The sequence below is a fragment of the Ramlibacter henchirensis genome (genome assembly GCF_004682015.1).
GTDB classification, from domain to species: Bacteria; Pseudomonadota; Gammaproteobacteria; order Burkholderiales; family Burkholderiaceae_C; genus Ramlibacter; species Ramlibacter henchirensis.
In genome coordinates, this window is the sequence record NZ_SMLM01000001.1 from 782,306 (window position 1) to 808,861 (window position 26,556).

Sequence of the window (26,556 nt, forward strand, 5' to 3'; positions counted from 1 at the left end):
GGAGGGGGCGTTGCGGGCCGCTCGCAGCCGTCGCCGGCCGCGGTTTACTGCTTTGTCAGGTGGCCGCGAACGGCTGCCTGGCTTCCCACCAGGCCAGCACCTGGGCCACCGAGTCTTCGACCGATTGCTCCGAGTTGTCCAGCAGGAGGGCATCCTGCGCCGGCTTGAGGGGCGCGACGGCGCGTTGCGAATCGCGCGCGTCACGCGCTTCCAGATCGGCGCGAAGGGTGTCTATTGTAGGGGCAAAGCCCTTTGAAATCAATTGCTTATGCCTGCGCTCGGCCCTGCGCGCGGCGCTCGCGGTGAGGAACACCTTGAGCTGCGCGTCGGGAAAGATGACGGTGCCCATGTCGCGCCCGTCGGCGACAAGGCCGGGCAGGCGGCGGAACGACTGCTGCAGCGCCACGAGGGCGGTGCGTACCGCCGGCAAGGCCGACACCCTGGACGCGTTCATGCCCGCTTCCTCGGTGCGGATCGCATCCGTCACGTCGTCGCCGCCCAGCAGCACCCGGCCCTGCTCGAAGGCGACCGGCAGGCGCTCGGCCATCGACGCGATGGAGTGCTCGTGGGCTTGATCCAGGGCCAGCCCGGCGCGGATGGCGGCCAGGGCCGTGATGCGATAGAGCGCGCCGGAATCCAGGTAGAGGTAGCCCAGCCGCTGCGCCGTCTGCGAAGCCAGCGTGCCCTTGCCCGACGCCGTGGGACCGTCGATGCAGACCACCGGCACGCGCGGCGCGGGCAGCTGCACGACGCTGAACAGGGCCTCGAAATAATCCGGGAACGTCTTGGCGACGCACTTCGGGTCGTCGATCCGCACCGGCAGCCCCTGCGGATTGAAGGCCGCGAGCGAGAAGCACATGGCGACACGGTGGTCGTCGTAGGTGCGGATGCGCGCGGCTTTCCACTGCGCGGGCGGCGTGACGCACAGGTAGTCCGGACCTTCCTCGACCGCAGCGCCGAGCTTGCGCAGCTCGGCGGCCATCGCGGCCAGCCGGTCCGTCTCCTTCACGCGCCAGCTGGCGATGTTGCGCAGCGTGCTCGGGCCGTCCGCGTAAAGCGCCATCACCGCCAGCGTCATCGCGGCGTCGGGGATGTGGTTGCAGTCCAGGTCCAGCCGCTTCAGCGGCCAGGCGCCGCGCGAGACCTGCACCCAGTTGGGGCCGCTGGCGACGCTGGCGCCCATCGTCTGGGCCGCATCGAGGAAGCGGATGTCGCCCTGGATCGAATCGCGGCCGACGCCGAGGATTCGCACGCCTTGCTCCGACGCGATGGCGCCCAGCGCGGCGAAGTAGCTGGCCGAGGAGGCGTCGGCTTCGACGTGAACTTCGCCCGGTGTCGTGTAGCGGCTGCCGGCAGGGATGGTGAATCGCTGCCAGCCATCCCGCCGCACGTGCACGCCGAAGCGCGCGAGCAGGTTGAGCGTGATCTCGACATAGGGCTTCGAGATCAGTTCGCCCACCACCTCGACCACGACGTCCTGCCGCGCCACCAGCGGCAGCGCCATCAGGAGCGCGGTGAGGAACTGGCTGGAAACGTCACCACGTACCTGGATCGGCGCATCCAGCCGCAGTGCGGCGGGGCGGCCGATGCGAAGGGGCGGGTAGCCCTCCTGGCCGGCGTAGTCGATCGAACAGCCGAGTTGCCGCAGCGCATCGACCAGGTCGCCGATGGGGCGATCGTGCATGCGTGGCACGCCGCTGAGTTCGTAATCGCCGCCGAGCACCGCGAGCGCGGCCGTGAGCGGTCGCATGGCGGTGCCCGCGTTGCCCAGGAACAAGCGGGCCTGCGGCGCGGGACCACGCGTGCCGAAGCCCGTGACCTGCACCGACGTGCCCTGCGCGGCAACGGCGCATCCGAGCGCGCGGAGCGCATCGAGCATCACGCGCGTGTCGTCCGAATCGAGCAGGTCGTGGACGACCGTCGTGCCTTCGCTCAGCGCCGCCAGCAGCAGCACGCGGTTGGAGATGCTCTTGGAGCCCGGCAGCCGCACCTGGCCGCCGGCCGTGTCGAACGCGGGGATGTCGAGGAATTCGGTGGCGAACATCGCCGGCCTTTCTCAGGCCTTGCGCGCGCCCATGCGCCAGTCCGAGCGCAGCTGGCTGGCCTGGGCGATCAGCTCCTCGAGCGCTTCGCCGTTGCCCGCCTCGATCAGCGCCTGCATGGCCTGCAGCGTCTGCTGGAACAGCTGGGACTGCTCGAGCAGCTCCTGCTTGTTGGCCATCAGGATGTCGCGCCACATCTTGGGCTCGCTGGCCGCGATGCGGGTGAAGTCGCGAAAGCCCGGGCCGGCGAGGGCCAGGAAATCCTGCCCCTGCGGCTGGGCCGAGATGCCGTTCACCAGCGCGAAGGCGATCAGGTGCGGCAGGTGGCTCACCGCCGCGAACGCGGAATCGTGCGCTTCGGGCGACATCTGCTGCACCTGGCAGCCCAGCGCCTCCCAGACTTCGCGCGCCCGGTTCAGCTGCGCGACCTGGGTGCGCTCGATGGGCGTGATGATCACCTGGCGGTTGGCGTACAGGTCGGCGTCGGCATGTTCGACGCCCGAGGCTTCCTTGCCGGCGATGGGGTGGCAGGGCACGAAAGAGCCGACGTTCTCGCGCAGCACGCGACGGGCAGCGTCGATGACGTCGCGCTTCGTGGACCCCACGTCCATGATCAGCATGTCGCGGTTCACCAGGTGGCGGATGGCCTTGAGCGTGGCCTCGGTGGCGGCGACCGGCACGGCCAGCAGCACGATGTCGGCGCCGGAGACCGCCAGCAGGGCCGAGGGCGCCTCGACATCGATCACGCCGAGCTGACGCGCGCGCTCGGTGGTGGAGGGCGACTTGCTGTAGCCCACCACGCGCTTGACCAGGCCGGCCCGCTTGAGGGCGAGGGCGAAGGACCCGCCCATGAGGCCGCAGCCGATCAGTCCCAGTTGTTCGAACATTCCGTGGGTGCTCCTGGCCTCAGTCGCCGACGGGATAGGTGCCGAGCACCTTGTAGAACGCGCACAGCTTGCGCAGGTCGGCCAGCGCAGCGGCGACGTGGGGCTGGGATGGATGGCCTTCCACGTCGATGAAGAAGAAGTACTCCCACTGGCCGGACCTGGCCGGGCGGGATTCGAAGCGGGTCATGGACACGCCGTGCTGCTTGAGCGGGACCAGGATGTCGTGCACCGCGCCCGGGCGATTGGGAACCGACACCACGAGGCTCACGCAGTCCTTCCCGGAGGCCTGCGGCGCGGCCAGCGTCTGCGGCAGGCAGACGACGGCGAAGCGGGTGCGGTTGAAGGCGTCGTCCTGGATCGCGTGCGCCGCGATGTGCAGGCCGAATTCGCTGCCCGCGCGTTCGCTGGCGATGCCCGCCCACGCGGGGTTGGTGGCCGCCAGCCGGGCGCCCTCGGCGTTGCTGGCGACGGCGCGGCGTTCGGCGTTCGGCAGGTGCTTGCCCAGCCAGCCCTGGCACTGCGCCAGGGCCTGGGGATGGGCGAGGACGGCCTCGATGCCGTCCAGCGAGGCGTGCTTGCGCAGGAGGTGATGGCGCACCAGCAGACTGATCTCGCCCACGATGTGCAGCGGCGACGTGAGCAGCAGGTCCAGCGAGCGGGTGACCACGCCTTCGGTGCTGTTCTCCACCGGCACCACGCCGTACTGGGCGGTGCCCGCCGCGGCGGCCTGGAACACCTCGTCGAAGCTGACGCAGGGCACGTGCTCGATGCTCGAGCCGAAGAACTGCACGGCCGCCTGCTCGCTGAAGGTGCCCGTGGGGCCCAGGTAAGCGACGCGCTGCGGCGCTTCGAGCGCTCGGCAGGCCGACATGATCTCGCGCCAGATGGTGGCGACGTTCTCCTGCTTCAGCGGGCCGGGGTTGAGCGCCTGCAGACCGTTGATCACTTCCGCTTCGCGCTCGGGGCGGAAGACCGGGGAGCCCTCGGCCCGTTTCAGGTCGCCGACTTCGTTGGCCAGCGCCGCGCGGCGATTGAGCAGCCCCAGCAGCTCGCGGTCGACCGCATCGATTTCGCCGCGAAGCTGCGCCAGGTCCTTGGGCATGGCGGTCAGCCTTCGCTGCCGCCGGGCGCCGCGTCCACCGGGTCGCCTTCGGCGGCCTGGGCGTCGTTCTCCACGATGCGCTGCAGGCCGCTGAGCTTGGAGCCTTCGTCCAGTCCGATCAGGGTGACGCCCTGCGTGGCGCGGCCGAGTTCCCGGATCTCGCTGACGCGGGTGCGCACCAGCACGCCACGGTCGGTGATCAGCATGATCTCGTCGTCGGCGTGGACCAGCGTGGCGGCCACGACCTTGCCGTTTCGCTCGCTCTGCTGGATGGCGATCATGCCCTTCGTGCCGCGGCCGTGGCGCGTGTACTCGGTGATCGGCGTGCGCTTTCCGTAGCCGTTCTCGGTGGCGGTCAGCACGCTCTGCAGTTCATCTTCGGCGACCAGCATGGCGATCACGCTCTGGCCTTCCTCGAGCATCATGCCGCGCACGCCGCGCGCGTTGCGGCCCATGGGACGCACGTCGTTCTCGTCGAAGCGCACGGCCTTGCCGCCGTCGGAGAACAGCATCACGTCGTGCTTGCCGTCGGTGAGCGCCGCGCCCACCAGGTAGTCGCCTTCATCCAGGTCGACCGCGATGATGCCGGCCTTGCGCGGGTTGCTGAATTCGTCGAGGGCCGTCTTCTTCACGGTGCCCATGGACGTCGCCATGAACACGTAGTGGTCGGCCGGGAAGCTGCGGAACTCGCCGGTGAGCGGCAGCACCACGTTGATCTTCTCGCCCTCCGCAAGCGGGAACATGTTGACGATGGGCCGGCCGCGCGACCCGCGCGAACCCGCGGGCACTTCCCAGACCTTGAGCCAGTACAGGCGGCCGCGGTTGGAGAACGCCAGCAGGTAGTCGTGCGTGTTGGCGATGAAGAGCTGGTCGATCCAGTCGTCTTCCTTGGTCTGAGTGGCCTGCTTGCCGCGCCCGCCGCGCTTCTGCGCGCGGTACTCCGACAGCGGCTGGCTCTTGATGTAGCCCGAGTGCGAGAGCGTCACCACCATGTCGGTGGGCGTGATCAGGTCCTCGGTGGCGAGGTCCTGCGCGTTGTGCTCGACCACGCTGCGGCGCGCGCCGACCTTGGTCTGGCCGAACTCCTGCTTCAGAGCGGTGAGTTCCTCGCTGATGATCGTGGAGACGCGCGCGGGCCGGGCCAGGATGTCGAGCAGGTCGTCGATCTCGGCCATGACTTCCTTGTACTCGGCGACGATCTTGTCTTGCTCGAGACCGGTCAGGCGCTGCAGGCGCATCTGCAGGATTTCCTGGGCCTGCGTGTCCGACAGGCGATAGAGGCCGTCGCCCTGCATGCCGTATTCGCGGTCCAGGCCGTCGGGGCGATAGTCGTCGGCGTTCACCGTGCCGCCGTCGGCCTTGGCGCGTGTGAGCATCTCGCGCACCAGCTGGCTGTCCCAGCTGCGCGTCATCAGCTCGGCCTTGGCCACCGGCGGGGTGGGCGACTCGCGGATGATGCGGATGAACTCGTCGATGTTGGCCAGCGCGACGGCCAGCCCTTCCAGCACGTGCCCGCGGTCGCGCGCCTTGCGCAGGTTGAATACCGTCCTGCGCGTGACCACCTCACGGCGGTGCTGCAGGAAGATGCTGACCAGGTCCTTCAGGTTGCACAGCTTGGGCTGACCGTCGATCAGCGCCACCATGTTGATGCCGAAGGTGTCCTGCAGCTGGGTCTGCTTGTAGAGGTTGTTCAGGACGACCTCGGGCACCTCGCCGCGCTTGAGCTCGATGACCAGCCTCATGCCGGACTTGTCGCTCTCGTCCTGGATGTGGCTGATGCCTTCGATCTTCTTCTCGTTCACCAGCTCGGCCATCCGCTCCTGGAGCGTCTTCTTGTTGACCTGGTAGGGGAGCTCGTCGACGATGATCGCCTGCCGCTGGCCGCGATCGATATCCTCGAAGTGGCACTTGGCGCGCATCACCACCTTGCCTCGGCCGGTGCGGTAGCCCTCCTTCACGCCGGTGATGCCGTAGATGATCCCGGCGGTGGGGAAGTCGGGCGCCGGGACGATCTCCATCAGCTCGTCGATCGAGGCGTCGGGGTTCTTCAGCAGGTGCAGGCAGGCGTCGACCACCTCGTTGAGGTTGTGCGGCGGGATGTTGGTGGCCATGCCCACCGCGATGCCGCCGGAGCCGTTGACCAGCAGGTTGGGCAGCTTGCTGGGCAGGACCAGCGGTTCCTTCTCGCTGCCGTCGTAGTTGGGCCCGAAATCGACGGTTTCCTTGTCGATGTCGGCCAGCATCTCGTGCGCGATCTTGGCCAGGCGGATCTCGGTGTAGCGCATGGCCGCCGCGTTGTCGCCGTCGACCGAGCCGAAGTTGCCCTGGCCGTCCACGAGCATGTGGCGCATCGAGAAGTCCTGTGCCAAGCGGACGATGGTGTCGTAGACCGACTGGTCGCCGTGCGGGTGGTACTTACCGATCACGTCGCCGACGATGCGCGCCGACTTCTTGTACGGGCGGTTCCAGTCGTTGTTCAGCTCGTGCATCGCGTAGAGCACACGCCGATGCACGGGTTTCAGTCCGTCACGGGCGTCCGGCAGCGCACGACCCACGATCACGCTCATGGCGTAGTCGAGGTAGCTCCGCCGCATCTCCTCCTCGAGGCTGACGGGCAGGGTTTCTTTCGCGAATTGGGTCATGCGGGAGGGGCCGGCGGAGGGGTGAAACAGGCGATTTTACCGTTCGCAAGACCCTGTCGCGGACCTGCAACACAAGGCCGGGATTCCGGTTTTGTCCTACGCCCGGCATCCGGGGCCTCCGTTGATTGTGTAAGGACGTGTGGCACAATCGATGGGACGTTTTCGGTGAATGGTCACCTGAATCGTAGTTTTCTCGCAGCGGGGCTGCGGCCTTTTCCCCTTAAGAGGAGAACCATGAAGAAACTGAACCACGTGGCGTTGCTGTTCGCCGCTGCCGCTATTTCTGTCCCGGCGCTGGCGCAGACCGCCGGCGCCCCCGCACGGCCCGCCGCGGCCGGCGGTGGCACTCAGTTGGACAACTGGCAGAACGGCACCGGCGAGTTGGTGTGGAGAAACGGCACCAACGAACTGTGCTGGCGCGACGCCAACTGGACGCCCGCCACCGCCGCTCGTGGTTGCGATGGCGCGCTGGTTCCGCCGCCCCCGCCGCCTCCGCCTGCTCCTGCGCCCACCCCGGCCCCGGCGCCTGCTCCGGCCCCGACGCCTGCTCCCCCGCCGCCCGCCGCCGCTCCGCAGCCGCCCGCCGCGACGAAGGTGACGTACGCCGCCGACGCCTTCTTCGACTTCGACCGCGCCAACCTCAAGCCGGAAGGCCGTGCGAAGCTGGACGACCTGGTGAGCAAGGTCAAGGACATCAACCTGGAAGTCGTGATCGCCGTCGGCCACACCGACTCGGTGGGCGCCGACAACTACAACCAGCGCCTGTCCGTGCGCCGCGCCGAGGCCGTCAAGTCCTACCTCGTGTCCAAGGGCATCGAGAAGAACCGCGTGTACACCGAAGGCAAGGGCGAGAAGCAGCCGGTTGCCGACAACAAGACCGGCGAAGGCCGCGCGAAGAACCGCCGCGTGGAAATCGAAGTGGTCGGCACGCGCGCCAACCGCTGAAGCAATTCGCGATAGCGAAAGACAAAGGCCCGGTTCGCCGGGCCTTTTCCTTTGATGGCCGCGATCGCGGCAAGAATGCAGCATGACCGCAAGCAGCAGCGTCAACGCCGACCCCGCCGAGCTGGCGAAGTTCTCCGAGCTGGCCCACCGCTGGTGGGACACCGAGAGTGAGTTCGCTCCGCTTCACCGGATCAATCCATTGCGCCTCGGGTGGATCGAGTCGCAGGTGCCGCTCGCGGGAAAGCGTGCGCTGGACGTGGGCTGCGGCGGCGGCATCCTGGCGGACTCCATGGCGCGGCAGGGCGCGAAGGTCCTGGGCATCGATCTGTCCACCAAGGCGCTGCGCGTGGCCCAGCTGCATGCGCTGGAAGCCGGCACGCCGAACGTCGAGTACCGCGAGGTCAGTGTCGAAGGCCTCGCGATGGAGCAGGCAGGCGCCTTCGACGTGGTGACCTGCATGGAGATGCTGGAGCACGTGCCGGATCCCGGATCGGTGGTGCGTTCGTGCGCCGAGCTGGTGAAGCCGGGCGGGTGGGTGTTCTTCTCCACCCTCAATCGCAACGCGAAGGCTTTCCTGTACGCCATCGTGGGCGCCGAGTACGTGCTCAATCTGCTGCCGCGCGGCACGCACGAGTACCTGAAGTTCATCCGCCCGAGCGAGCTGGCCGGTTTCTGCCGCTCGGCGGGGCTGGACTGGGTCGAGACGAAGGGGCTGGAGTACAACCCGCTGCTGCGCCGCTACAGGCTCAGCCGGGACGCCTCAGTCAACTATCTCGTCGCGACGCGGAGACGCTGAGATGTTTCATGGCATCCGCGCCGTGCTGTTCGACCTGGACGGCACGCTGATCGACAGTGCACCGGACCTGGGGGCCGCGGCCGACCAGATGCGGGTTGCGCGCAACCTGCCTTCGCTGCCGCTCGATCGCTATCGGCCCATGGCGGGCGCGGGCGCGCGCGGCATGCTGGGCGTCGCGTTCGGGATCACGCCCGACCACGAGGAGTTCCCCGCCCTGCGCGAGGAGTTCTTCCGCAACTACGAGCAGCGGATGACGCTGCACACCTTCGCGTTCGACGGCGTGCCGCAACTGCTGGAGCAGCTGCGTGCGCGCGGCTTCGCCTGGGGCGTGGTCACGAACAAGTCGATGCGCTTCACCGGTCCGCTGACGCAGGCGATGCCGCTCTTCGCCACCGCCGGCGCCATCGTGGGCGGCGACAGCACTCCGCACTCCAAGCCTCACCCCGAGCCGCTGTTCGAGGCGGCCCGGCGGCTCGGCTTGCCGCCCGGCGAGTGCCTCTACGTCGGCGACGACGAGCGGGACGTCATCGCGGGCCGCGCGGCCGGCATGCCGACGGTCGCGGCCACCTACGGCTATCTCGGCGGTACGCCCGACGTGGACCGCTGGAACCCGGACGCGCGGATTTCTTCGCCGCTGGATCTCCTTTCGCTCTTGAAGAATCCCAGCCCGGCCTAAAATACGAGCTCCTGGGGCTGCACCGGTTTCGACGTGGGTTCGGACACGCAGCAGGGCATGTCGAGGTTCAGTCACCTCGTTAATCCGCTGAAACAAACTAACTGCGAACGACGAACGTTACGCACTCGCCGCTTAAACACCGGTGAGCCTCACAACAGCTGGTCCATGGGCTGGGCCGGGGTCGCAAGGTCCCGGTTGTGAGGGAATCCACATGGGCTGGTTTCCACCCGGGTGCCTTGGGCGGGAACGAGAAAATAGGGCACTGGCGGCTGGCATAGCGTGCGTCTGCGCGATGCCGGCGGCGAGAACCAAATCAGAGCGCTAAACATGTAGAACTGCTCGGAGAAGGCTTGCGGACGCGGGTTCAATTCCCGCCAGCTCCACCATCTTCCTGAAGGCTGCCCGGTCGCGAGACCGAGCAGCCTTTTTCGATGCATCGCCCAGTGCATCACGCCGCGCGCGCTACCGGCAAGCGTGTCGACACAACTGCACATGCATGGCCGCTGTCCTACATGCATGCGTTCACGTCCTACACGCGACAACACGGTGGCCTCCTAGATTCCCGCTCGCAGCGCTCGAGCGTCGCTGCACGAGCCACCCGCACGTCAAGGACGAGCCAATGCATTCATCCCCCCGGAAACAGCTCGGCGGCCCGCGCCGCGAGAAGTACGCTGCCCTGGAGGTCGCCGCGGACGAGGAGATCGAGCGCCGCGTTTACCGTGGCAGCCAGCCCAAGGCCCGCAAGTTCCCGCTGCGCGGCGAGGCTTCGCGCGAGGAGCGCAGCCGCCAGAGTCCGCGCGGCTGAGGGCCCGGGGCGCGCGGCGGCTTGCCGCATACTGCGCGCCCGATGCAACTGCAGCAGATCCTCTTCAGCCAAGGCTTCGGCACTCGCCGCGTCTGCATCGGCTTGGTGGAGCAGGGCCTCGTGGCCGTGAACGGCAGTCCGTGCATCGATCCGTTCACCGAATTCGAGCCGCATGGCTTGCAGTTCACCGTGCAGGGCCGAGCATGGAGTTACCACGAGAAAGCCTACGTGGTCTTGCACAAGCCGGCGGGCTACGAGTGCTCGCAGAAGCCCGGCGCGTGGCCCAGCATTTACACGCTGCTGCCCGCCCCAATACGCCAGCGTCCGCAGCGCCAGGGACAGCCGGGCGTGCAGGCCATCGGGCGTCTCGACCAGGACACCACCGGGCTGCTGCTGTTGAGCGACGACGGCGCGTTCATCCACCGCATGGCCTCCCCCAAGCGGCACGTTCCCAAGGTGTACGAGGTCACGACCCGCCATCCAGTGGATGCCGCGATGCTGGTCCGCCTGCTCGAGGGCGTCGTGCTCGAGGACGATCCGCGGCCCGTGCGTGCTGCTGCTTGCGAGCAGACGAACGAGCGCGGTCTGCGGCTGACGCTCACGGAGGGCAAGTACCACCAGGTCAAGCGCATGGTGGCCGCCGCCGGCAATCGCGTCGACCAGCTGCACCGCTCGCGCATCGGCGGGCTGGAGCTGCCGCCCGAGCTGCGGCCGGGCGAGTGGCGCTGGCTGGAGCCGGCTGAGCTGGCGCTCCTGTCGCCCTGATCAGGGCTTGCCGGCCAGAAACGCGGCGATGCGCTCCGTCACGCTGTCGGGCTGGTCGCGGTGGGGCGAGTGGCCGCACTGGGGCAGCACCTGCATCTCGAAGGGCCCCGAAGTCGGCGCGATCTCCTCGATCTGCCGCAGCGTGCCGTAAGCGTCGTCCGCGCCCTGGATCGCCAGCACGGGCGCGGTGATGCTCCGGCATTCGGTGCGGATGTCGAACGCGCGGAACGCCGGATCCAGCCAGGCGTCGTTCCACTGCCAGAACGCGACGTCCACGTCCTCATGGAACCGCCCCAGCCGCTCGCGCAGGCCGCCTTCCAGGTACGCATCGCGCGCCAGCTCGATCGAATGGATCGAGATGTCCTCCACCATCACGTGCGGCGCCATCACGACGCAGGCGGAGAGCGGGTGCCGGCTCGCGTACAGCAGCGCGATGCTGCCGCCGTCCGAATGGCCCACCAGCACGGGAGCCGTCCGAATTCCCATGGCCGCCAACAGGGCGGGCAACACCTCGTAAGCCTCGCCGTGCATGTAATCGGGCTTCAGGCGCCCCGCATTACGCACGTCCGGTACCGGTTCCGAAGCGCCGTAGCCGCGCCGGGAATAGACGATCCCCTCGCGCCCGGTGGCTTCGCACAGCCGGGCGGGCCACTCCCGCCACATCGCCACCGAACCCAATCCCTCGTGCAGGAAGACCAGCGGCGCAGCTTGTCCGCCGCCGGCGGGCGTGATGCGTTGAACTTCCAGCCCGACACCATTGACCATGACCCGTTGCATCGCTTGGATGTTACGGAGAGCGGCCAGTTCTGCCGTCTACACTGTCGCGCTCCCCAGGAAGTCCCTTGATCCCGCACTTGCGTTCCCTCGCCCTCGCCGCGGCCGTGTGGCTGCCGCTCCTTTCGGGCGCGGCAGCGGCCCAGACCGCTCCGATCTTCGTGCTCAATTCGCTCGACGCCACCGTCAGCGTCGTCGACCCGTCCAGCTGGACCGAGGTGCGGCGCCTGCCGACGGGCAAGGAGCCGCACCACCTCTACATGACGCCCGACGAGAAGTCGGTCATCGTCGCCAACGCCCTGGCCGACTCGCTCACCTTCATCGATCCGCGCACGGCGGAAATCCAGCGCACGGTGCGCGGCGTGCTCGACCCGTACCACCTTCGCTTCTCGCCCGACATGAAGTGGATGGTCACGGCCGGCAACCGCCTGAACCACGTCGACGTCTACCGCTGGGACGGCAAGGAACTGCAGCTGGCCGGCCGCGTCTCGACCGGCAAGACGCCCAGCCACATCTGGATCGACAGCCGCAGCACGGTCGCCTACGTCACCATGCAGGACAGCGACGAGCTGGTGGCCGTGGACCTCGCCACGCAGGCGTTGAAGTGGCGCATCAAGACCGGCCCGATGCCGGCCGACGTGTTCGGCACGCCCGACGACCGCATCCTGCTGGTGGGCCTGACCGGCGGCGACAGCGTGGAAGTGATCGACGTCAGCGGCCCGCAGCCGCGAGCCGTGCGGCGCATCCGCACCGGCGAGGGCGCACACGCGTTCCGCTCCGCCGGCGACGGGCGCCATGTGTACGTCAGCAACCGCGTGGCCAACACCATCAGCAGGATCGACCTGCAGTCCATGCAGGTGGTCGGCAGCCTGAAGGCGCCCGGCGGTCCCGACTGCATCGAGGTCCTCGCGGGCGGCAGGCTGCTGATGGTGACGTCGCGCTGGGCGCGCAAGCTCACCGTGATCGACACCGAAGCGGGCAAGGTGGTCCGCACCGTGGCAGTCGGCAAATCTCCCCATGGCGTCTGGACGCTCGATCACGCGCGGCGCTAGGTTCCGCTGGGCTTCGGGCCTGCTGGCATTCGCGCTCCTCGCCGGCGCGGCGCCGGTGCAAGCGCAGTCTTGCGACAAGCCTCTGTACCTCACGTTCGACACGGGCCACATGGAAGTGGCGCCGCTGGTGGCCGACGTGCTTCGGCAGCATGGCGTGAAGGCCACCTTCTTCGCCGCCCACGAACCGACCAGGTCGGGCGACGGCAGCCTGGGCGAGCACTGGTCGGCGTGGTGGAAGGCGCGCGCCGCCGAAGGCCACGAGTTCGCATCGCACACCTGGGACCACGTCTACTGGCGCGCCGACCTGCCGGGCGAGCCGGCGCGCTTCAAGGTGCGGGCGTCTGCCGGCGAGGAAGCAGGGCGCGACAGGACGTGGACGGCCGCGCAGTACTGCGACGAAATCGCGCGCGCCGCACGGCGCCTGCAGCAGGTGACGGGCAAACCGCCGCTGCCGTTGTTCCGCGCGCCCGGCGGCAAGACCTCGCCGAAGTTCCTGGCCGCCACACGCGCCTGCGGATGGGAGCACGTGGGCTGGTCGCCCGCCGGCTTCCTGGGTGACGAGCTTTCGAGCGAATCGGTCTCCAACCGCGAGTTGCTGGACCGGGCCCTGCGAGACGTGCGCAGCGGCGACATCCTGATGGCCCACCTGGGCATCTGGTCGCGCAAGGATCCGTGGGCGCCCGCCGTCCTGGGGCCGCTGGTGGCGGGCCTGAAGCAGCGCGGCTTCTGCTTTCGCACGCTGCGGGAGCATCCGCGCTACACGGCCTGGATTGCCGAGCGCGAGGCGAAGAAATGAACGCACTGCAAGAAATCTTCGACCTGGCGCAGCAGTGGCTGTTCGAGAAGGCGGCGGAGCCGCTGATGTTCGCGATCGGCCTGGGCCACCTGCTGGAGGACGGCTATGCCGCCACGGGCTGGCTGCTGGTGGGCCTCCTGCAGATCGCGGTCATGCTCGCGGTCATCGCTCCGCTGCAACGCTGGCGGCCCGTCGAGGCGGTGACGGACCACACCGCGATCCGCACGGATATCGTCTACACGCTCGTGCACCGGCTGGGCCTGTTCCGCCTCGCGCTGTTCTTCACGGTCGAGCCGCTCTTCGACGAGCTGTTCGGCCGCCTGCGCGCATCCGGCGTGGGCGCTTTCCACCTCGACCACGTCTGGCCCGGCGTCACCGACATCCCGTGGGTCGCGTTCCTGGTCTACCTGGTGGTCTTCGACTTCGTCGACTACTGGATCCACCGCGGGCAGCACGGCCTGCGCTGGTGGTGGAGCCTGCACGCGCTGCACCACTCGCAGCGGCAGATGACGATGTGGAGCGACAACCGGAACCACCTGCTCGACGACCTGCTGAGGGACAGCGTGCTGGTGCTGGTGGCGCAGGCGATCGGCGTCGCGCCCGGCCAGTTCGTTGCCCTCGTGGCGGTCACGCAGCTCTCCGAGAGCCTGCAGCACGCCAATCTGCGCCTGTCGTTCGGGCGTTTCGGCGAGCGCCTCTGGGTGAGCCCGCGGTTCCACCGGCTGCACCACAGCATCGGCCTCGGGCACGAGGCGCGCGGGCGCGGCACGCTGGGCGGCCACAACTTCGGCGTGCTGCTGCCCTGGTGGGACATGCTGCTGCGCACGGCGAACTTCGAACACCGTTTCGACCCGACGGGCATCCGCGACCAGGTGGAGCAGGGCCGCGATTACGGCCGCGGCTTCTGGTCGCAGCAGTGGCTCGGCCTCAAGCGGCTGGCGGGGAAGGGCTGACGCGAGCCCGCTAGCATCGAGGGATGTCTTCAAGCCCGAACTTCGGCCTCGTCATCGTCGGCGACGAGATCCTCTCCGGCAAGCGCGCCGACAAGCACATGCCCAAGCTGATCGAGCTGCTCGCCGAGCGCGGCCTGCAGCTGGCCTGGGCCGATTACGTCGGTGATTCGCCCGGGCGGATCACGGCCACCTTGCAGCGCGCCTTCGCTTCCGGCGACGTGGTGTTCTCCTGCGGAGGCATCGGCGCGACGCCGGACGACCACACGCGCCAATGCGCCGCGCGCGCGCTCGGTGTCGAACTCCAGTTGCACCCCGAGGCCGAAGTCCTGATCCGAGAGCGCATGCAGGACGTCGCCCGCGAGCAGGGCGTCCCCTACGAACCCGATCGGGCCGACAACGTGCACCGCCTGAACATGGGCGTGTTCCCCAAGGGCGCGCGCATCATCCCCAATCCCTACAACAAGATCCCCGGATTCAGCGTCGGCGACGTGCACTTCGTGCCCGGATTCCCGGTGATGGCCTGGCCGATGATGGAATGGGTGCTGGACCGGCACTACACCCACCTGTTCCAGCGCGGCGCCTGGGTCGAGAAGTCGGTGATCGTGTTCGGCGCGATGGAGGCGACGCTCACCCCGCTGATGGAGGAGGTCGAGCGCGACCACCCCGCGATCAAGGTGTTCAGCCTCCCGAGCGTCGACCACCCCCAGTACGGCCGCCACATCGACCTCGGCGTCAAGGGCGGGCCGGCCGCGGTGGAGCCCGCCTACGCGCAGTTGCTGGCCGGGCTGCACGCGCTGCGCGCCAAGCTGGGCCCTGAATTGGTGCGATAACATCCGCGCACCAATCGCGGGCGTCCCGGGATCTGCACCTTTGTAGTGCAAAACTCATCCGCCGCCGCCAGCCTTCCGTAGGGAAACTGGCCCCCGTCTCCTCGACAATCGCCCGGCTCCGGGGCTGGGGCCATGCACCAGCTTTGGCACAGAACCTGCATTCCCGAGCCCCGTCCTTTTCCCAACAACCATCCAACCGGAGAAAACCTGATGGCAGCCAAGACCGTCGCAGACGTCATGAAGATGGTGAAGGAGAACGAAGTCAAGTTCGTCGACTTCCGCTTCACCGACACCCGCGGCAAGGAGCAGCACGTGACCGTGCCCGTCTCCCATTTCGACGAAGACAAGTTCAGCTCCGGCCATGCTTTCGACGGCTCGTCCATCGCGGGCTGGAAAGGCATCGAAGCCTCCGACATGCTGCTGATGCCGGACCCGAACACGGCCAACGTCGACCCGTTCTTCGAAGAGACGACGCTGATCCTCACCTGCGACGTGCTGGAGCCGGGTGACGGCAAGGCCTACGACCGGGACCCGCGTTCCATCGCCAAGCGCGCCGAGGCCTACCTCAAGGCCAGCGGCCTGGGCGACACCGCCTTCTTCGGCCCCGAGCCCGAGTTCTTCATCTTCGACGACGTGCGCTGGGGCGCGGACGCCAGCGGCTCCTTCGTGGAGATCGACGAATACGAGGCGCCCTGGAACACCGGCAAGAAGATCGAAGGCGGCAACAAGGGCCACCGTCCCACCACCAAGGGCGGCTACTTCCCCGTGCCGCCGGTCGACAGCACGCAGGACATGCGCGCCGAGATGTCCCTCATCCTCGAATCGCTGGGCATCCCGGTCGAGGTGTTCCACCATGAGGTGGCCGGCGCCGGCCAGAACGAGATCGGCACCAGGTTCAGCACGCTCGTGCAGCGCGCCGACTGGACGATCCTGCTGAAGTACGTGGTCCACAACGTGGCCAACGCCTACGGCAAGACCGCCACCTTCATGCCCAAGCCCATCGTCGGCGACAACGGCTCCGGCATGCACGTGCACCAGTCCGTGTGGAAGGACGGCAAGAACCTGTTCGCCGGCGACGGCTACGCGGGCCTGTCGGACTTCGCGCTGTACTACATCGGCGGCATCATCAAGCACGCTCGCGCGCTCAACGCCATCACCAACCCCGGCACCAACAGCTACAAGCGCCTGGTGCCCGGCTTCGAAGCGCCCGTCAAGCTGGCCTATTCGGCCCGCAACCGTTCCGCGTCGATCCGCATCCCGTACGTGGCCAACCCGAAGGGCCGCCGCATCGAGGTGCGCTTCCCGGATCCCACCTGCAACCCGTACCTCGCCTTCGGCGCCATGCTGATGGCCGGCCTGGACGGCGTGGAGAACAAGATCCATCCGGGCGAGGCCGCCACCAAGGACCTGTACCACCTGCCGCCGGAAGAGGACGCGAAGATCCCGACCGTGTGCCACAGCCTGGACCAGGCGCTGGAATACCTGGACAACGACCGCGCGTTCCTGACCAAGGGCGGCGTGTTCACGGACACCATGATCGACGCCTATATCGAGCTGAAGATGGCGGAAGTGCAGCGTTTCCGCATGACGACGCACCCGATCGAGTTCGACATGTACTACAGCCTCTAAGGCGTGACCGGCAGGCTGTATTTCCAGACAGCCTGTTCCGCAAAAGCACCGCCCCGGCGGTGCTTTTTTGCTTTTTCCTTTTCAAATCATGGGTTTGCCTTGCATTCCTGATCAGTTACGCGATACTGGTAGGCCGTCCTGAGCACTCTTGTGCAAGGAGCTTTCCAATGAAAACCGCCGTTTCCCTCTCGCTCGTCCTGCTGTTGTCGGCTGCCCAGGCGCATGCCCAGGGCACCCGCATCTTCCGGTGCGGCAACACCTACACCAACGACGCCCAGCAGGCCCAGACGCAGGGCTGCAAGCTCGTCGAGGGCGGCAACGTCACGGTCGTGGAAGGCACCAAGGTCAACGGCGGCGCGGCCATCAAGGTGGCGGCGGTGACGACGCCCGGCGCCTCCGGGCAGCCCGGCTCCAGGGTCGATTCCGGCGAACAGAAGGCCCGTGATGCCGACGCCCGCCTGATCCTCGAGGCCGAGCTGAAGAAGGCCGAGGCGCGCCAGGCCGAGCTGCAGAAGGAGTGGAACAACGGCGAACCCGAGAAGCTCGGCCCCGAGCACCGCAACCACCAGAAGTACCTCGACCGGGTCGCCGAGCTGAAGGCGGCCATCGCGCGCAACGAGACTGACATCGCCGGCATCCGGCGCGAGCTCGGGCGCCTGCCCGGCGCGGCCGCCGCCGCGACCGCGGCCAAGTGACGGCTTGACGGACGGTTTTCGGCAGGCTCCCATGTCGCCGGCACAAGGCCGGTACCAGGCCTTCGACCTGCTCGCTACGCTCGTGGCGGTGGTCTCCACCGACGGCCGCGTGCTGTTCGCCAACGCGGCGCTCGAAGACGCCCTCGGCAGCTCGCGCCGCACGATCGAAGGCTCGAGCTTTCCCAACTGCTTCACCGAACCGCGGCTGTTGCGCACGGCGCTGGAAGGCGCGGGCAGCAACGAATTCGCGGCCCTGCGCTACGACGCCTGGCTGAACCGGCACGGAGCCGAGGCGCTGCAGGTGCACGTGGTCGTGGCCCAGACCGAGCGTCCCGGCGAGATCGTGGTCGAACTGCTCCCGCTGGAGCAGCAGGCGCGGCAGGAGCGCGAGGAGCGGCTGCTCGACCAGGCGCAGGCCAACAAGGAGTTGATCCGCAACCTGGCCCACGAGATCAAGAACCCGCTGGGCGGCATCCGCGGCGCCGCGCAGCTGCTCGAGATGGAGATCGAGGGCCGCGACCTCAAGGAATACACGCGCGTCATCATCCACGAGGCCGATCGCCTGCAGACCCTCGTGGACCGGCTGCTCGCGCCGCACCGCCGCCCGCACGTGGTGGGCGACGTCAACATCCACGAAGTGTGCGAGCGCGTGCGCTCGCTGATCCTGGCCGAATTCCCCAAGGGCCTGAAGGTCGTGCGCGAGTACGACACCTCGCTGCCGGAATTCCGCGCCGACCGCGAACAGCTGATCCAGGCGGTGCTGAACATCGCCCACAACGCCTGCCAGGCGCTGTCCGAGCGCATCGCGGCCGGCGATGCGCAGCTCGTGTTCCGCACCCGCGTCGCCCGCCAGGTCACGTTCGGCAAGCAGCGCTACCGACTGGCACTGGAATTGCATGTCATCGACAACGGGCCGGGAGTGCCCCCGTCCATCAAGGACCGCATCTTCTATCCGCTCGTGTCGGGCAGGGAAGGCGGGTCCGGACTGGGGCTGACGCTGGCGCAGACCTTCGTTCAGCAGCACCATGGGCTGATCGAATGCGACAGCGTCCCGGGGAGGACGGATTTCAAGATCCTGATCCCGCTGCCATGAATTGATTGCGATGAACCTGGGTGACCACCACGACATGAAGCCGATCTGGATCGTTGACGATGACCAATCCATCCGCTTCGTGCTGGAGAAGGCCCTCATGCGGGAGGAACTCCCGACCCGCAGCTTCACCAACGCCCGCGAGGTCCTCGCCGCGCTCGAAAGCGCCAACGACGACCAGGGGCCGCAGATCCTGGTCAGCGACATCCGCATGCCCGGGGGCAGCGGCCTGGACCTGCTGAACAAGGTCAAGGAGAAGCATCCGGGCCTGCCCGTCATCATCATGACGGCGTTCTCCGACCTGGACAGCGCGGTGTCGGCCTTCCAGGGCGGCGCGTTCGAATACCTGCCCAAGCCCTTCGACCTGCCCAAGGCCATCGAGTTGATCCGGCGCGCGGTGGAAGAGAGCCAGCGCGAGGAAGTGGCCGAAGAGCGGATGAACGGTGCACCCGAGATGCTCGGCCAGGCGCCCGCCATGCAGGACGTGTTCCGCGCCATCGGCCGCCTGTCGCAAAGCAACGTGACGGTGATGATCACGGGTGAGTCCGGGAGCGGCAAGGAGCTGGTCGCGCGCGCGCTGCACAAGCACTCGCCGCGCGCCAACGGCCCGTTCGTCGCGATCAACACCGCCGCCATCCCGAAGGACCTGCTGGAGTCCGAGCTGTTCGGCCACGAGCGCGGGGCCTTCACCGGCGCGCAGACCATGCGCCGCGGCCGCTTCGAGCAGGCCGACGGCGGCACGCTGTTCCTCGACGAGATCGGCGACATGCCGTTCGATCTGCAGACGCGCCTGCTGCGCGTGCTGTCCGACGGCCACTTCTACCGCGTGGGCGGCCACAACGCGGTGAAGGCGAACGTCCGCGTCATCGCGGCGACGCACCAGGACCTGGAGCAGCGCGTCAAGGAAGGCGCGTTCCGCGAGGACCTGTTCCACCGCCTGAACGTGATCCGCCTGCGCCTGCCCGCGCTGCGCGAACGCCGCGAGGACATCCCGATGCTCGCGCGCCATTTCCTGCAGCAGTCGGCGCGGCAGCTCGGGGTGGAGCCGAAGCGCATCTCCGATGCGGCGCTGGCGCGCCTGACGACATTCGCCTTCCCTGGCAACGTGCGGCAGCTGGAGAACATCTGCCACTGGCTGACGGTGATGGCGCCGGCCCAGCTGATCGAACCCAAGGACCTGCCGCCCGAAGTGGTGCCGGTCGCGGGGGAATCGCTGGCTGCGCGCACCGTGCCGGAACAAGCCGCGCGGCCGGAGGAGCCATTTGTCGCGATGCCCGCGGCGCCTTCCGCGACCGAGGCCGGTGCGGGCAATTGGGAAGCGGGGCTGGAGGCCGAGGCGATGGCACTCCTGGCCGCCGGCCGTCATGACGTGTGGGACACGCTGAACAAGCGCTTCGAGTCGCGGCTGATCCTCACCGCGCTCGCCAACACCCGCGGCCGCCGCATCGAGGCGGCTCAGAAGCTGGGGATCGGGCGCAACACCATCACGCGGAAGATCCAGGAGCTCGGGCTCGAGTAGGCGCGCGTCATTCCCGCGGAGGCGGGAATCCAGGGCTTCCGCCTTCAGCGCGTCGCGCGCGCAATCTGGATCCTCGCGTTCGCGGGGATGACGAACCTAGAACTCGATCGTCACCGGCGCGTGATCGCTCGGCTGCTTCCACTTGCGCGGCGCGCGATCGATGGCGCATGACTTCACGTGCGCGCGCAGCGCCTCGCTGACCAGGATGTGATCGATCCTCAGCCCACGGTTCTTCTGGTAGCCCAGCATCCGGTAGTCCCACCAGCTGAAGCTCTTCTCCGGCTGCTCGAAGAGACGAAAGCCGTCGCACAGCCCCAGCTCCAGCAGCTTGCGGAAATGCTCGCGCTCTTCCTTCGTGTGATGGATCGTGTCGCGCAGGCCGTCCGGGTCGTACGAGTCCCGGTCCTCCGGCGCGATGTTGAAATCGCCCAGCAGCACCAGCCGCTCATGCCGCCGCAGCTCGTCGCACAGGTAGGCGTTGAGCCCGCCCAGCCAGTTCATCTTGTAGGCGAACTTCTCCGTGCCGGGCGCCTGCCCGTTGACGAAGTAGCCGTTGACGACACGCAGCTCGCCCTGCGGCCCATCGATCGTCGCGGCGATCACGCGCGAATGTTCGTCGGCGAAGCCGGCGATGTTCTTCGCGACGTCACGCACCGGCGTGCGGCTGAGGATGGCGACGCCGTTGTACGTCTTCTGCCCGAACACGGCGCAGTGCGTGTAGCCCGCGGCATGCAGCTCGAGGAGCGGAAACTTGTCTTCCGTGAGCTTCAGTTCCTGCAGGCACAGCACGTCGACCGGGTTCGCGGCCACCCAATCCAGCATGTGCTGCAGCCGCGCCGCGAGCGAGTTGATGTTCCAGGTGGTGATCTTCATGCGCGCCGGCGAAGGTAGGTGATGAAGCTGTAGCGCTGCCCCGCGGCCGAGACGTGGTCTTGCCGCGTGGCTTCGGCCCAGTCCCGTCCGAGCTCGGGCGCGTAGGCGTCGCCTTCGAAGTCGCCGTCCACCAGCGTGACCTCGACCCGCTGCGCTATCGGCAGCGCCAGCCGGTAGATCTCGGCGCCGCCCGTGACCCACACCTGCGCCTCATTCGCGCAGAGTGCGATCGCCTGCTCCAGCGACTCGGCCCGCTCGGCACCCGGCGCGCTCCATCGCGGCTGGCGCGTGATCACGATGTTGCGGCGCCCCGGCAGGGGCCGGAACCTGGGCGGCAGCGAATCCCAGGTCTTGCGGCCCATGAGGACCGGGCAGCCCATCGTCACTGCCTTGAAGTGCGCCATGTCCTCGGGCAGCCGCCAGGGCAGCTGGTTGTCCTTGCCGATCACGCCGTTGCGTGAACGGGCGTAGATCAGGCCCAGTTCCATCAGACCGCGACCGGCGCCTTGATCGGCCCGTGGCACTGGTAGTCCAGCACCTCGAAGTCCTCGTACTCGTAGTCGAAGATCGAAGGCGGCCGGCGCTTGATGTTCAGCACGGGATAGGGATGGGGCTGGCGCGAGAGCTGCAGCTCCACCTGCTCGTGGTGGTTGCTGTAGATGTGGCAGTCGCCGCCGGTCCACACGAAGTCGCCCACGCCCAGGTCGCACTGCTGCGCCATCATGTGCGTGAGCAGCGCGTAGCTGGCGATGTTGAACGGCACGCCCAGGAAGATGTCGGCGCTGCGCTGGTACAGCTGGCACGACAGCTTGCCGTCGGCGACGTAGAACTGGAAGAAGGCGTGGCACGGCGCCAGCGCCATCTTCGGGATGTCGGCCACGTTCCAGGCGCTGACGATGATCCGCCGCGAATCAGGATTCGTCCTGATCGTCTTGATGGCTTCCGCGATCTGGTCGACGTGCCCGCCGTCCGGCGTGGGCCAGCTGCGCCACTGGACGCCGTATACCGGCCCGAGGTCGCCGTCCTCGCGCGCCCACTCGTCCCAGATGGTGACGCCGCGCTCGCGCAGCCAGTTGTTGTCGCTGGAGCCCTGCAGGAACCACAGCAGCTCGTGAATGATCGATTTCAGGTGGACCTTCTTGGTCGTCACCAGCGGAAAGCCCTCGTTCAGGTCGAACCGCATCTGGTAGCCGAACACGCTGCGGGTACCGGTCCCCGTTCGGTCGGTCTTGGGCGTGCCATGCGTGTACACATGGCGCATGAAGTCTTCGTATTGGGAGCGGGCGGGGCGCGTCATGCCGCGGATTATCCCAGCAGGACGCGGCCCGGGTTCATCGTGCCGCGAGGATCCAGCGCCTGCTTGATCGCCCGCATCATCGAAAGCGCGACCGGCGACTTGTACTTCGGCAGCTTGTCGGCCTTGAGCGAGCCGACGCCGTGTTCGGCGGAGATCGAGCCCCCGAACTTGTGGACCTGGTCGTGCACGATGGCGTTCACCCGCGCTTCCTCGCCGCGCAGGAAGGCAGCGGCGTCGCCGTGCTCGGGCGCCTGCACGTTGTAGTGCAGGTTGCCGTCGCCCAGGTGCCCGAAGTTCACCAGCCGCACTCCGGGGATCGCAGCGGTGAGCAGGGCATCGGTTTCCTCGCAGAAGGCGGGGATGCGCGAGATCGGCACCGAAATGTCGTGCTTGATGTTCAGGCCTTCCTCGGCTTGCGCGAGCGGGATGCTTTCCCGCACGTGCCAGAGCTGGTGCGCCTGCGCCAGGTTCTCCGCGACGACCGCATCGGTCACCACGCCGGCTTCCATCGCCGCTTCCAATAAGCCTTCGAACTGGGCGCGGGCATGCGCCTCCGACTCGTGGTCGGAGTTCTCCAGCAGCACGCCCCAGGGGCTGTCCTCAACAAAGGGCACGCGCAGCTGCGGATGGTGTTTGGCCACGAGCGACAGCGCGAACTGGCCCATCACCTCGAACCCCGTCAGGCCGGCTGCGAGGCGCTCGTTCGCAAGCTCGAGCAACTGCACCGCCAAGGCCATCGAAGGGACCGCGGCCCACGCGGTGAGGGCCGCCGCGGGCTGGGGGTACAGCTTGAGAGTGGCGGCGGTGATGACGCCCAGCGTGCCTTCGCTGCCGATGAACAGCTGGCGCAGGTCGTAGCCGGTGTTGTCCTTGCGCAGGCCGGCCAGGCCGTCCCAGATCTCGCCCTGGGCGTTGACCACCTCGAGCCCCAGGCACAACTCGCGCGCGTTGCCGTAGCGCAGGACCTGCGTGCCGCCGGCGTTGGTGGCGAGATTGCCGCCGATGGTGCAACTGCCCTCGGCCGCGAGGCTGAGCGGAAAGAGCAGGCCGGCCCCCTGCGCGGCCTCCTGCACCGATTGCAGGATGCAACCCGCTTCGACCGTCATGGTGAGGTTCTCGCGGTCGATGGAGCGCACGGCCGTCATCCGCTGCAGGCTCAGCACGACCTGCGTGCCGCTTTCGTCCGGCGTGCCCCCGCAGACCAAACCGGTGTTGCCGCCCTGCGGCACGATGGACACACCTGCGCCAGCGCAGGCCCGCACGACCGCCGCGACCTCGGCCGTGCTGCCGGGCCGCACCACCGCCAGTGCCTTGCCGCGCACGCGCTTGCGCCAGTCCTGCTCCCAGGCCGTGAGGTCGCCGTCGGTGAGGACCTGTGCGGCGCCGACGATGGATCGCAGCTGCTCGATCAAGGCCGCTTTCATCTCGCACTCCGCGCGCCGAGCCGCGTGCGCACGTGCAGCGCGCAGGCGGCGAACAAAGCCAGGGAAAACAAAACCTGTAGAAATGCGAGCCAGCGTGCCGGCGGCAAATCGTTCAAACCGCGCACAAGCCCTTCGGTGAAGTACAGCCACACGAGCAGACTCACCCATCGGTAGGTATACATGCGGTAACGCAGCAAGCCTGCGAGCGGGATGAAGAGCGGCAGGACTTTGACCGCCCAGAGGCGGGTCGGCAGCGGCGCCAGCCACAGCTCCCAGGCCAGGCCCACGACGATCAGGCCGGACAGGCTGCCGACCGCCAAGGCGCGGATCCGGCGCAGTTCGGAAGAAGCCGCTTGCGCGGTGGGGGTCGCGGAATCCATAGCCGGTGGCATCATAGCGACCGATGAAGTTGGCTCAGCTGTTCGAAGAACTCACGCGCTTCCCCTGGCTTTCCTCGGCGCGAACGGTGGGCGAACGGATCCGCGAGGACCGCCTCGGGCTGACCGCCAGCAGCCTCACCTTCACCACCACCATCGCCCTCGTGCCGCTCGTGACGGTCGCGCTGGCGCTGTTCACCGCCTTCCCGATGTTCGGCAAGGTCCAGGGCGCGGTGCAGCAGTGGCTGGTGCAAAGCCTCGTGCCCGATGCCATCGCGCGGCAAGTGCTCGGCTACGTCACGCAGTTCGCCGGGAAGGCGAGCCGCCTAGGCGCCTTGAGCCTGGCAGTGCTGCTCGCTTCCGCCTTGGCGCTGGTGCTCACGATCGACCGCACCCTGAACAACATCTGGCGAGTGAAGCGGCCGCGCCCCCTGCCGCAGCGGGTGCTGATCTACTGGGCCGTGCTCACGCTCGGTCCTCTGGTGCTCGGCGCCAGCCTGAGTTTCACGTCGTACGCGCTGTATGCCTCGCGTGGCCTCGTGCGAGGCATGCCGGGCACGCTGCAGGTCGTACTCGACCTGCTCGAGTTCGCGCTGGCCGCTTCGGCGCTGACCTGCCTGTACCGCTTCGTGCCGAATACGCCCGTGCGGCTGGAGCACGCGGCGGCCGGCGGGATCTTCGCGGCGCTGGCCATCGAGATCGCCAAGAGCCTGCTCGCCTCGTACCTGAAGCTGGTGCCCACCTATTCCGTCGTCTATGGCGCGTTCGCCACCGTGCCGATCCTGCTGGTGTGGATCTACCTGGCCTGGCTGGTGGTGCTGATGGGCGCGGTGGTTGCGGCCTACCTGCCGGGCCTGCTCGGCGCCGGCCGGCGCACGCCCTCGGGGCAGGGCTGGCAGTTGCAGCTCGCGCTGGAGGTCCTGCAACACCTTCACGGCGCGCGGGCCTCCGCGCGGCGGGGCATGAGCGTCGACGAACTCGTCGCCGCGACCGACGTCAACGCCCTGCAACTCGAGCCCGTGCTCGAGACGCTGGTGCAGCTGGACTGGGTCGGTCGCCTGAACGAAGTGGACGACGACGTGGCCACGCGCTACGTGCTGCTCGCCGACGAGCAGTCGACGGCCCTCGAGCCCCTTCTGCGGCACCTGCTGCTGCCCCGCACCGAGGCCACCGCGGGCCTGTGGGACAAGGGCGGCTGGTCGCGCCTCTATCTCAAGGACGTGGTCTAGAAGACCCGCGTCCCCTCGCGCCCTCGGCCCCGGAAGATGACCTTCCGGCTGGCTGCCTGCCCTCGATCTTCGCAACCTCGCAACCGGCGTGGCGATCCAGCCGCGCCGGACATCGAGGAGAACCAAGAGTGTTTTTGCGAACCGTTGCCGCACTGATGCTGGCACTCGCCGGGCCATCCGCCCATCCCCAGATCGAAAGATTCGGAGCCGACAAATTGAAAGATGCGATCAGGAAGCAGCTGCCCTCGGGGCAGACAACCGCACCTCCGCAGCATGGGCAGACCACGGCGCCCGTGCTGGAAGCCACGCCTCCCACGAGCCAGCAGGCCGCCGCCGCTGCGGCCGCCGCGCCCGACATCGAGCAGTGGTCGACGCAGCTGCCGCCCACGAGCGCGCAGTCGCCGTATGCCGTGCTGGCCGGCATGCGCTTCGAAGCCTTCTCGAACCCGTGTCCCGACGGCAAGGGACGCTGCTGGGTGCCGATCGCCCAGCTTCCGGTGTCCGGCCGTTTCCCGGACGGCCAGGAGATCCACGTCTCCTACAAGGCCGGCGGAAAACCCTGGTTCGTCGAGCGCTTCCGCAACACCGACGCCACCGCGCTGCTCAGGAATCGCTCCACCGCATGGCTGCTGTATCGATTGCGGTCCGGCCGCAACCAGGAACACCTGGCCCGGCATACCGGCCGCATCGAATTCGAGGTCACCATCCGGGATCCACTTGCCGGGTCGACCCGCAAGCTGGCCGCGGGGCACTTCAACGTGGGGACCGCGCCCACCGGCGGCAGCGACGTCGACTACTTCGTGAATTACGACTGGGCGACGGAGGTGATGACCGTCGACTTCATGGGCAACGGCAATCCCAGCCTGGACTACCCCGGCGTCACCCTCCATGCGGTTTTCCTGCAGCCGGTGGAGCGCGAGGAGCAGATGTCGCTGCACCTGTTCCACGCGGGCAAGGAGATCGCCTCCACCTCGCGTTGGGGGCACGCGTTTCGCACGAGCGCCCGTTCCCCGAAGACGAGGCAAGGTTACGGGGTCGTGGAAGCGGCATTCGCATTGCCGAACGTGGTGGCCTACGACCGGCGTGCGCAGAAGGACGCGGGCTTCTTCGTCGTCAGCGAGAACCCCGGCGAGTACACGATCAAGATCCTGCGCAACGGGGAGCTTGCGCGCGAAGCGATGTTCACCATCACGCCTGACGGCAGGATCGACCGGTCCCTGAACATCGCGGCCAACCTGCACCACGGCTACACCGTCGTGCGCGCGAAAGTGCTCGGCACCCAGGACGGCGCGCGCGCCAACTTCAAGGCCGACGGGTTGTGGGGCAACGCCCCGGCGCTGAAATGAACGAGCGGGCGC

At 68.0% G+C, this 26,556-nt stretch carries 25 protein-coding genes and 1 other RNA gene; 16 read left to right on the top strand and 10 right to left on the bottom strand.

The window, feature by feature from the left end; translation table 11 throughout:
* Positions 1 to 55: 55 nt before the first annotated feature.
* The 4 genes from EZ313_RS03880 to gyrA are packed head-to-tail and all read right to left on the bottom strand — an operon-like array spanning position 56 to position 6,673.
* A complete protein-coding gene (locus EZ313_RS03880; RefSeq protein ID WP_135261890.1) occupies positions 56 to 2,044 on the bottom strand; it encodes a bifunctional 3-phosphoshikimate 1-carboxyvinyltransferase/cytidylate kinase in 1,989 nt (662 codons plus the stop codon).
* 12 nt (positions 2,045 to 2,056) lie between these two features.
* Positions 2,057 to 2,929: a prephenate dehydrogenase gene (locus tag EZ313_RS03885; protein ID WP_135261891.1), complete on the bottom strand. Its 873-nt coding sequence runs from the start codon at positions 2,927 to 2,929 to the stop codon at positions 2,057 to 2,059.
* Between the two features lie 19 nt (positions 2,930 to 2,948).
* The gene (pheA, locus tag EZ313_RS03890; protein WP_135261892.1) at positions 2,949 to 4,031 is read right to left on the bottom strand and encodes a prephenate dehydratase; all 1,083 of its coding nucleotides are present in this window, start codon (positions 4,029 to 4,031) and stop codon (positions 2,949 to 2,951) included.
* Between the two features lie 5 nt (positions 4,032 to 4,036).
* Entirely contained in the window at positions 4,037 to 6,673 is a 2,637-nt protein-coding gene (gyrA, locus tag EZ313_RS03895) for a DNA gyrase subunit A (RefSeq protein WP_135261893.1), read from the bottom strand.
* A 234-nt stretch (positions 6,674 to 6,907) separates the two neighbouring features.
* Between gyrA and ompA the strand changes: the two genes are divergently transcribed.
* From ompA to EZ313_RS03925, 6 genes are all read left to right on the top strand, one after another.
* A complete protein-coding gene (gene ompA / locus EZ313_RS03900) occupies positions 6,908 to 7,618 on the top strand; it encodes an outer membrane protein OmpA (protein ID WP_135261894.1) in 711 nt (236 codons plus the stop codon).
* 82 nt (positions 7,619 to 7,700) lie between these two features.
* A complete protein-coding gene (ubiG, locus tag EZ313_RS03905) occupies positions 7,701 to 8,414 on the top strand; it encodes a bifunctional 2-polyprenyl-6-hydroxyphenol methylase/3-demethylubiquinol 3-O-methyltransferase UbiG (protein ID WP_135261895.1) in 714 nt (237 codons plus the stop codon).
* A 1-nt stretch (position 8,415) separates the two neighbouring features.
* Positions 8,416 to 9,090, top strand: coding sequence for a phosphoglycolate phosphatase (gene gph / locus EZ313_RS03910; protein WP_135261896.1), 675 nt, complete (start codon positions 8,416 to 8,418; stop codon positions 9,088 to 9,090).
* A 13-nt stretch (positions 9,091 to 9,103) separates the two neighbouring features.
* Positions 9,104 to 9,476: a transfer-messenger RNA gene (gene ssrA, locus EZ313_RS03915) on the top strand.
* A 233-nt stretch (positions 9,477 to 9,709) separates the two neighbouring features.
* Positions 9,710 to 9,895: a hypothetical protein gene (locus EZ313_RS03920; protein ID WP_135261897.1), complete on the top strand. Its 186-nt coding sequence runs from the start codon at positions 9,710 to 9,712 to the stop codon at positions 9,893 to 9,895.
* A gap of 42 nt (positions 9,896 to 9,937) precedes the next feature.
* Positions 9,938 to 10,660, top strand: coding sequence for a pseudouridine synthase (locus EZ313_RS03925; RefSeq protein ID WP_135261898.1), 723 nt, complete (start codon positions 9,938 to 9,940; stop codon positions 10,658 to 10,660).
* Here the strand turns inward: EZ313_RS03925 and EZ313_RS03930 are convergent, their stop codons facing one another.
* Positions 10,661 to 11,437 carry an alpha/beta fold hydrolase gene (locus tag EZ313_RS03930; protein ID WP_135261899.1) on the bottom strand — a complete coding sequence of 259 codons (777 nt, stop codon included), beginning with the start codon at positions 11,435 to 11,437 and terminating at the stop codon, positions 10,661 to 10,663. It lies immediately after the preceding gene.
* Between the two features lie 65 nt (positions 11,438 to 11,502).
* On the opposite strand from EZ313_RS03930, the gene EZ313_RS03935 reads away from it, so the two are divergent.
* From EZ313_RS03935 to ntrC, 8 genes are all read left to right on the top strand, one after another.
* Positions 11,503 to 12,486, top strand: coding sequence for a YVTN family beta-propeller repeat protein (locus EZ313_RS03935; protein ID WP_167772493.1), 984 nt, complete (start codon positions 11,503 to 11,505; stop codon positions 12,484 to 12,486).
* On the top strand, positions 12,452 to 13,282 hold the full coding sequence (locus EZ313_RS03940; protein ID WP_135261901.1) for a polysaccharide deacetylase family protein: 831 nt from the start codon (positions 12,452 to 12,454) through the stop codon (positions 13,280 to 13,282). Before EZ313_RS03935 ends, EZ313_RS03940 begins: the two co-directional genes overlap by 35 nt.
* Complete coding sequence (locus EZ313_RS03945) at positions 13,279 to 14,235, top strand: sterol desaturase family protein (RefSeq protein WP_135261902.1); 957 nt, start codon at positions 13,279 to 13,281, stop codon at positions 14,233 to 14,235. Before EZ313_RS03940 ends, EZ313_RS03945 begins: the two co-directional genes overlap by 4 nt.
* Before the next feature lie 23 nt (positions 14,236 to 14,258).
* Positions 14,259 to 15,065, top strand: a complete 807-nt coding sequence (locus EZ313_RS03950; protein ID WP_135261903.1) for a competence/damage-inducible protein A — start codon at positions 14,259 to 14,261, stop codon at positions 15,063 to 15,065.
* Between the two features lie 210 nt (positions 15,066 to 15,275).
* Positions 15,276 to 16,694, top strand: coding sequence for a type I glutamate--ammonia ligase (gene glnA, locus EZ313_RS03955; RefSeq protein ID WP_135261904.1), 1,419 nt, complete (start codon positions 15,276 to 15,278; stop codon positions 16,692 to 16,694).
* A gap of 167 nt (positions 16,695 to 16,861) precedes the next feature.
* Positions 16,862 to 17,389, top strand: coding sequence for a hypothetical protein (locus EZ313_RS03960; protein WP_135261905.1), 528 nt, complete (start codon positions 16,862 to 16,864; stop codon positions 17,387 to 17,389).
* 31 nt (positions 17,390 to 17,420) lie between these two features.
* Positions 17,421 to 18,482, top strand: coding sequence for a nitrogen regulation protein NR(II) (gene glnL, locus EZ313_RS03965; RefSeq protein ID WP_135261906.1), 1,062 nt, complete (start codon positions 17,421 to 17,423; stop codon positions 18,480 to 18,482).
* 34 nt (positions 18,483 to 18,516) lie between these two features.
* Positions 18,517 to 19,998, top strand: coding sequence for a nitrogen regulation protein NR(I) (gene ntrC, locus EZ313_RS03970; RefSeq protein WP_135263560.1), 1,482 nt, complete (start codon positions 18,517 to 18,519; stop codon positions 19,996 to 19,998).
* 96 nt (positions 19,999 to 20,094) lie between these two features.
* Here the strand turns inward: ntrC and xth are convergent, their stop codons facing one another.
* Genes xth through EZ313_RS03995 form a run of 5 tightly spaced genes read right to left on the bottom strand, consistent with a single transcriptional unit; the run spans position 20,095 to position 23,972 of the window.
* Positions 20,095 to 20,871, bottom strand: coding sequence for an exodeoxyribonuclease III (gene xth, locus EZ313_RS03975; RefSeq protein WP_135261907.1), 777 nt, complete (start codon positions 20,869 to 20,871; stop codon positions 20,095 to 20,097).
* Positions 20,868 to 21,359, bottom strand: coding sequence for a dihydrofolate reductase (locus EZ313_RS03980; RefSeq protein WP_135261908.1), 492 nt, complete (start codon positions 21,357 to 21,359; stop codon positions 20,868 to 20,870). Before EZ313_RS03980 ends, xth begins: the two co-directional genes overlap by 4 nt.
* Positions 21,359 to 22,168, bottom strand: coding sequence for a thymidylate synthase (locus EZ313_RS03985; RefSeq protein WP_135261909.1), 810 nt, complete (start codon positions 22,166 to 22,168; stop codon positions 21,359 to 21,361). Before EZ313_RS03985 ends, EZ313_RS03980 begins: the two co-directional genes overlap by 1 nt.
* A gap of 8 nt (positions 22,169 to 22,176) precedes the next feature.
* Positions 22,177 to 23,592 carry an FAD-binding oxidoreductase gene (locus EZ313_RS03990; protein WP_135261910.1) on the bottom strand — a complete coding sequence of 472 codons (1,416 nt, stop codon included), beginning with the start codon at positions 23,590 to 23,592 and terminating at the stop codon, positions 22,177 to 22,179.
* On the bottom strand, positions 23,589 to 23,972 hold the full coding sequence (locus EZ313_RS03995) for a DUF2069 domain-containing protein (RefSeq protein ID WP_240788523.1): 384 nt from the start codon (positions 23,970 to 23,972) through the stop codon (positions 23,589 to 23,591). The genes EZ313_RS03990 and EZ313_RS03995 overlap by 4 nt, the downstream gene beginning before the upstream one ends.
* A gap of 23 nt (positions 23,973 to 23,995) precedes the next feature.
* On the opposite strand from EZ313_RS03995, the gene EZ313_RS04000 reads away from it, so the two are divergent.
* Both EZ313_RS04000 and EZ313_RS04005 read left to right on the top strand, forming a co-directional pair.
* On the top strand, positions 23,996 to 25,198 hold the full coding sequence (locus EZ313_RS04000; RefSeq protein ID WP_135261912.1) for a YihY family inner membrane protein: 1,203 nt from the start codon (positions 23,996 to 23,998) through the stop codon (positions 25,196 to 25,198).
* A gap of 215 nt (positions 25,199 to 25,413) precedes the next feature.
* Positions 25,414 to 26,544 carry a hypothetical protein gene (locus EZ313_RS04005; RefSeq protein ID WP_135261913.1) on the top strand — a complete coding sequence of 377 codons (1,131 nt, stop codon included), beginning with the start codon at positions 25,414 to 25,416 and terminating at the stop codon, positions 26,542 to 26,544.
* The last annotated feature ends 12 nt before the right edge of the window (positions 26,545 to 26,556 follow it).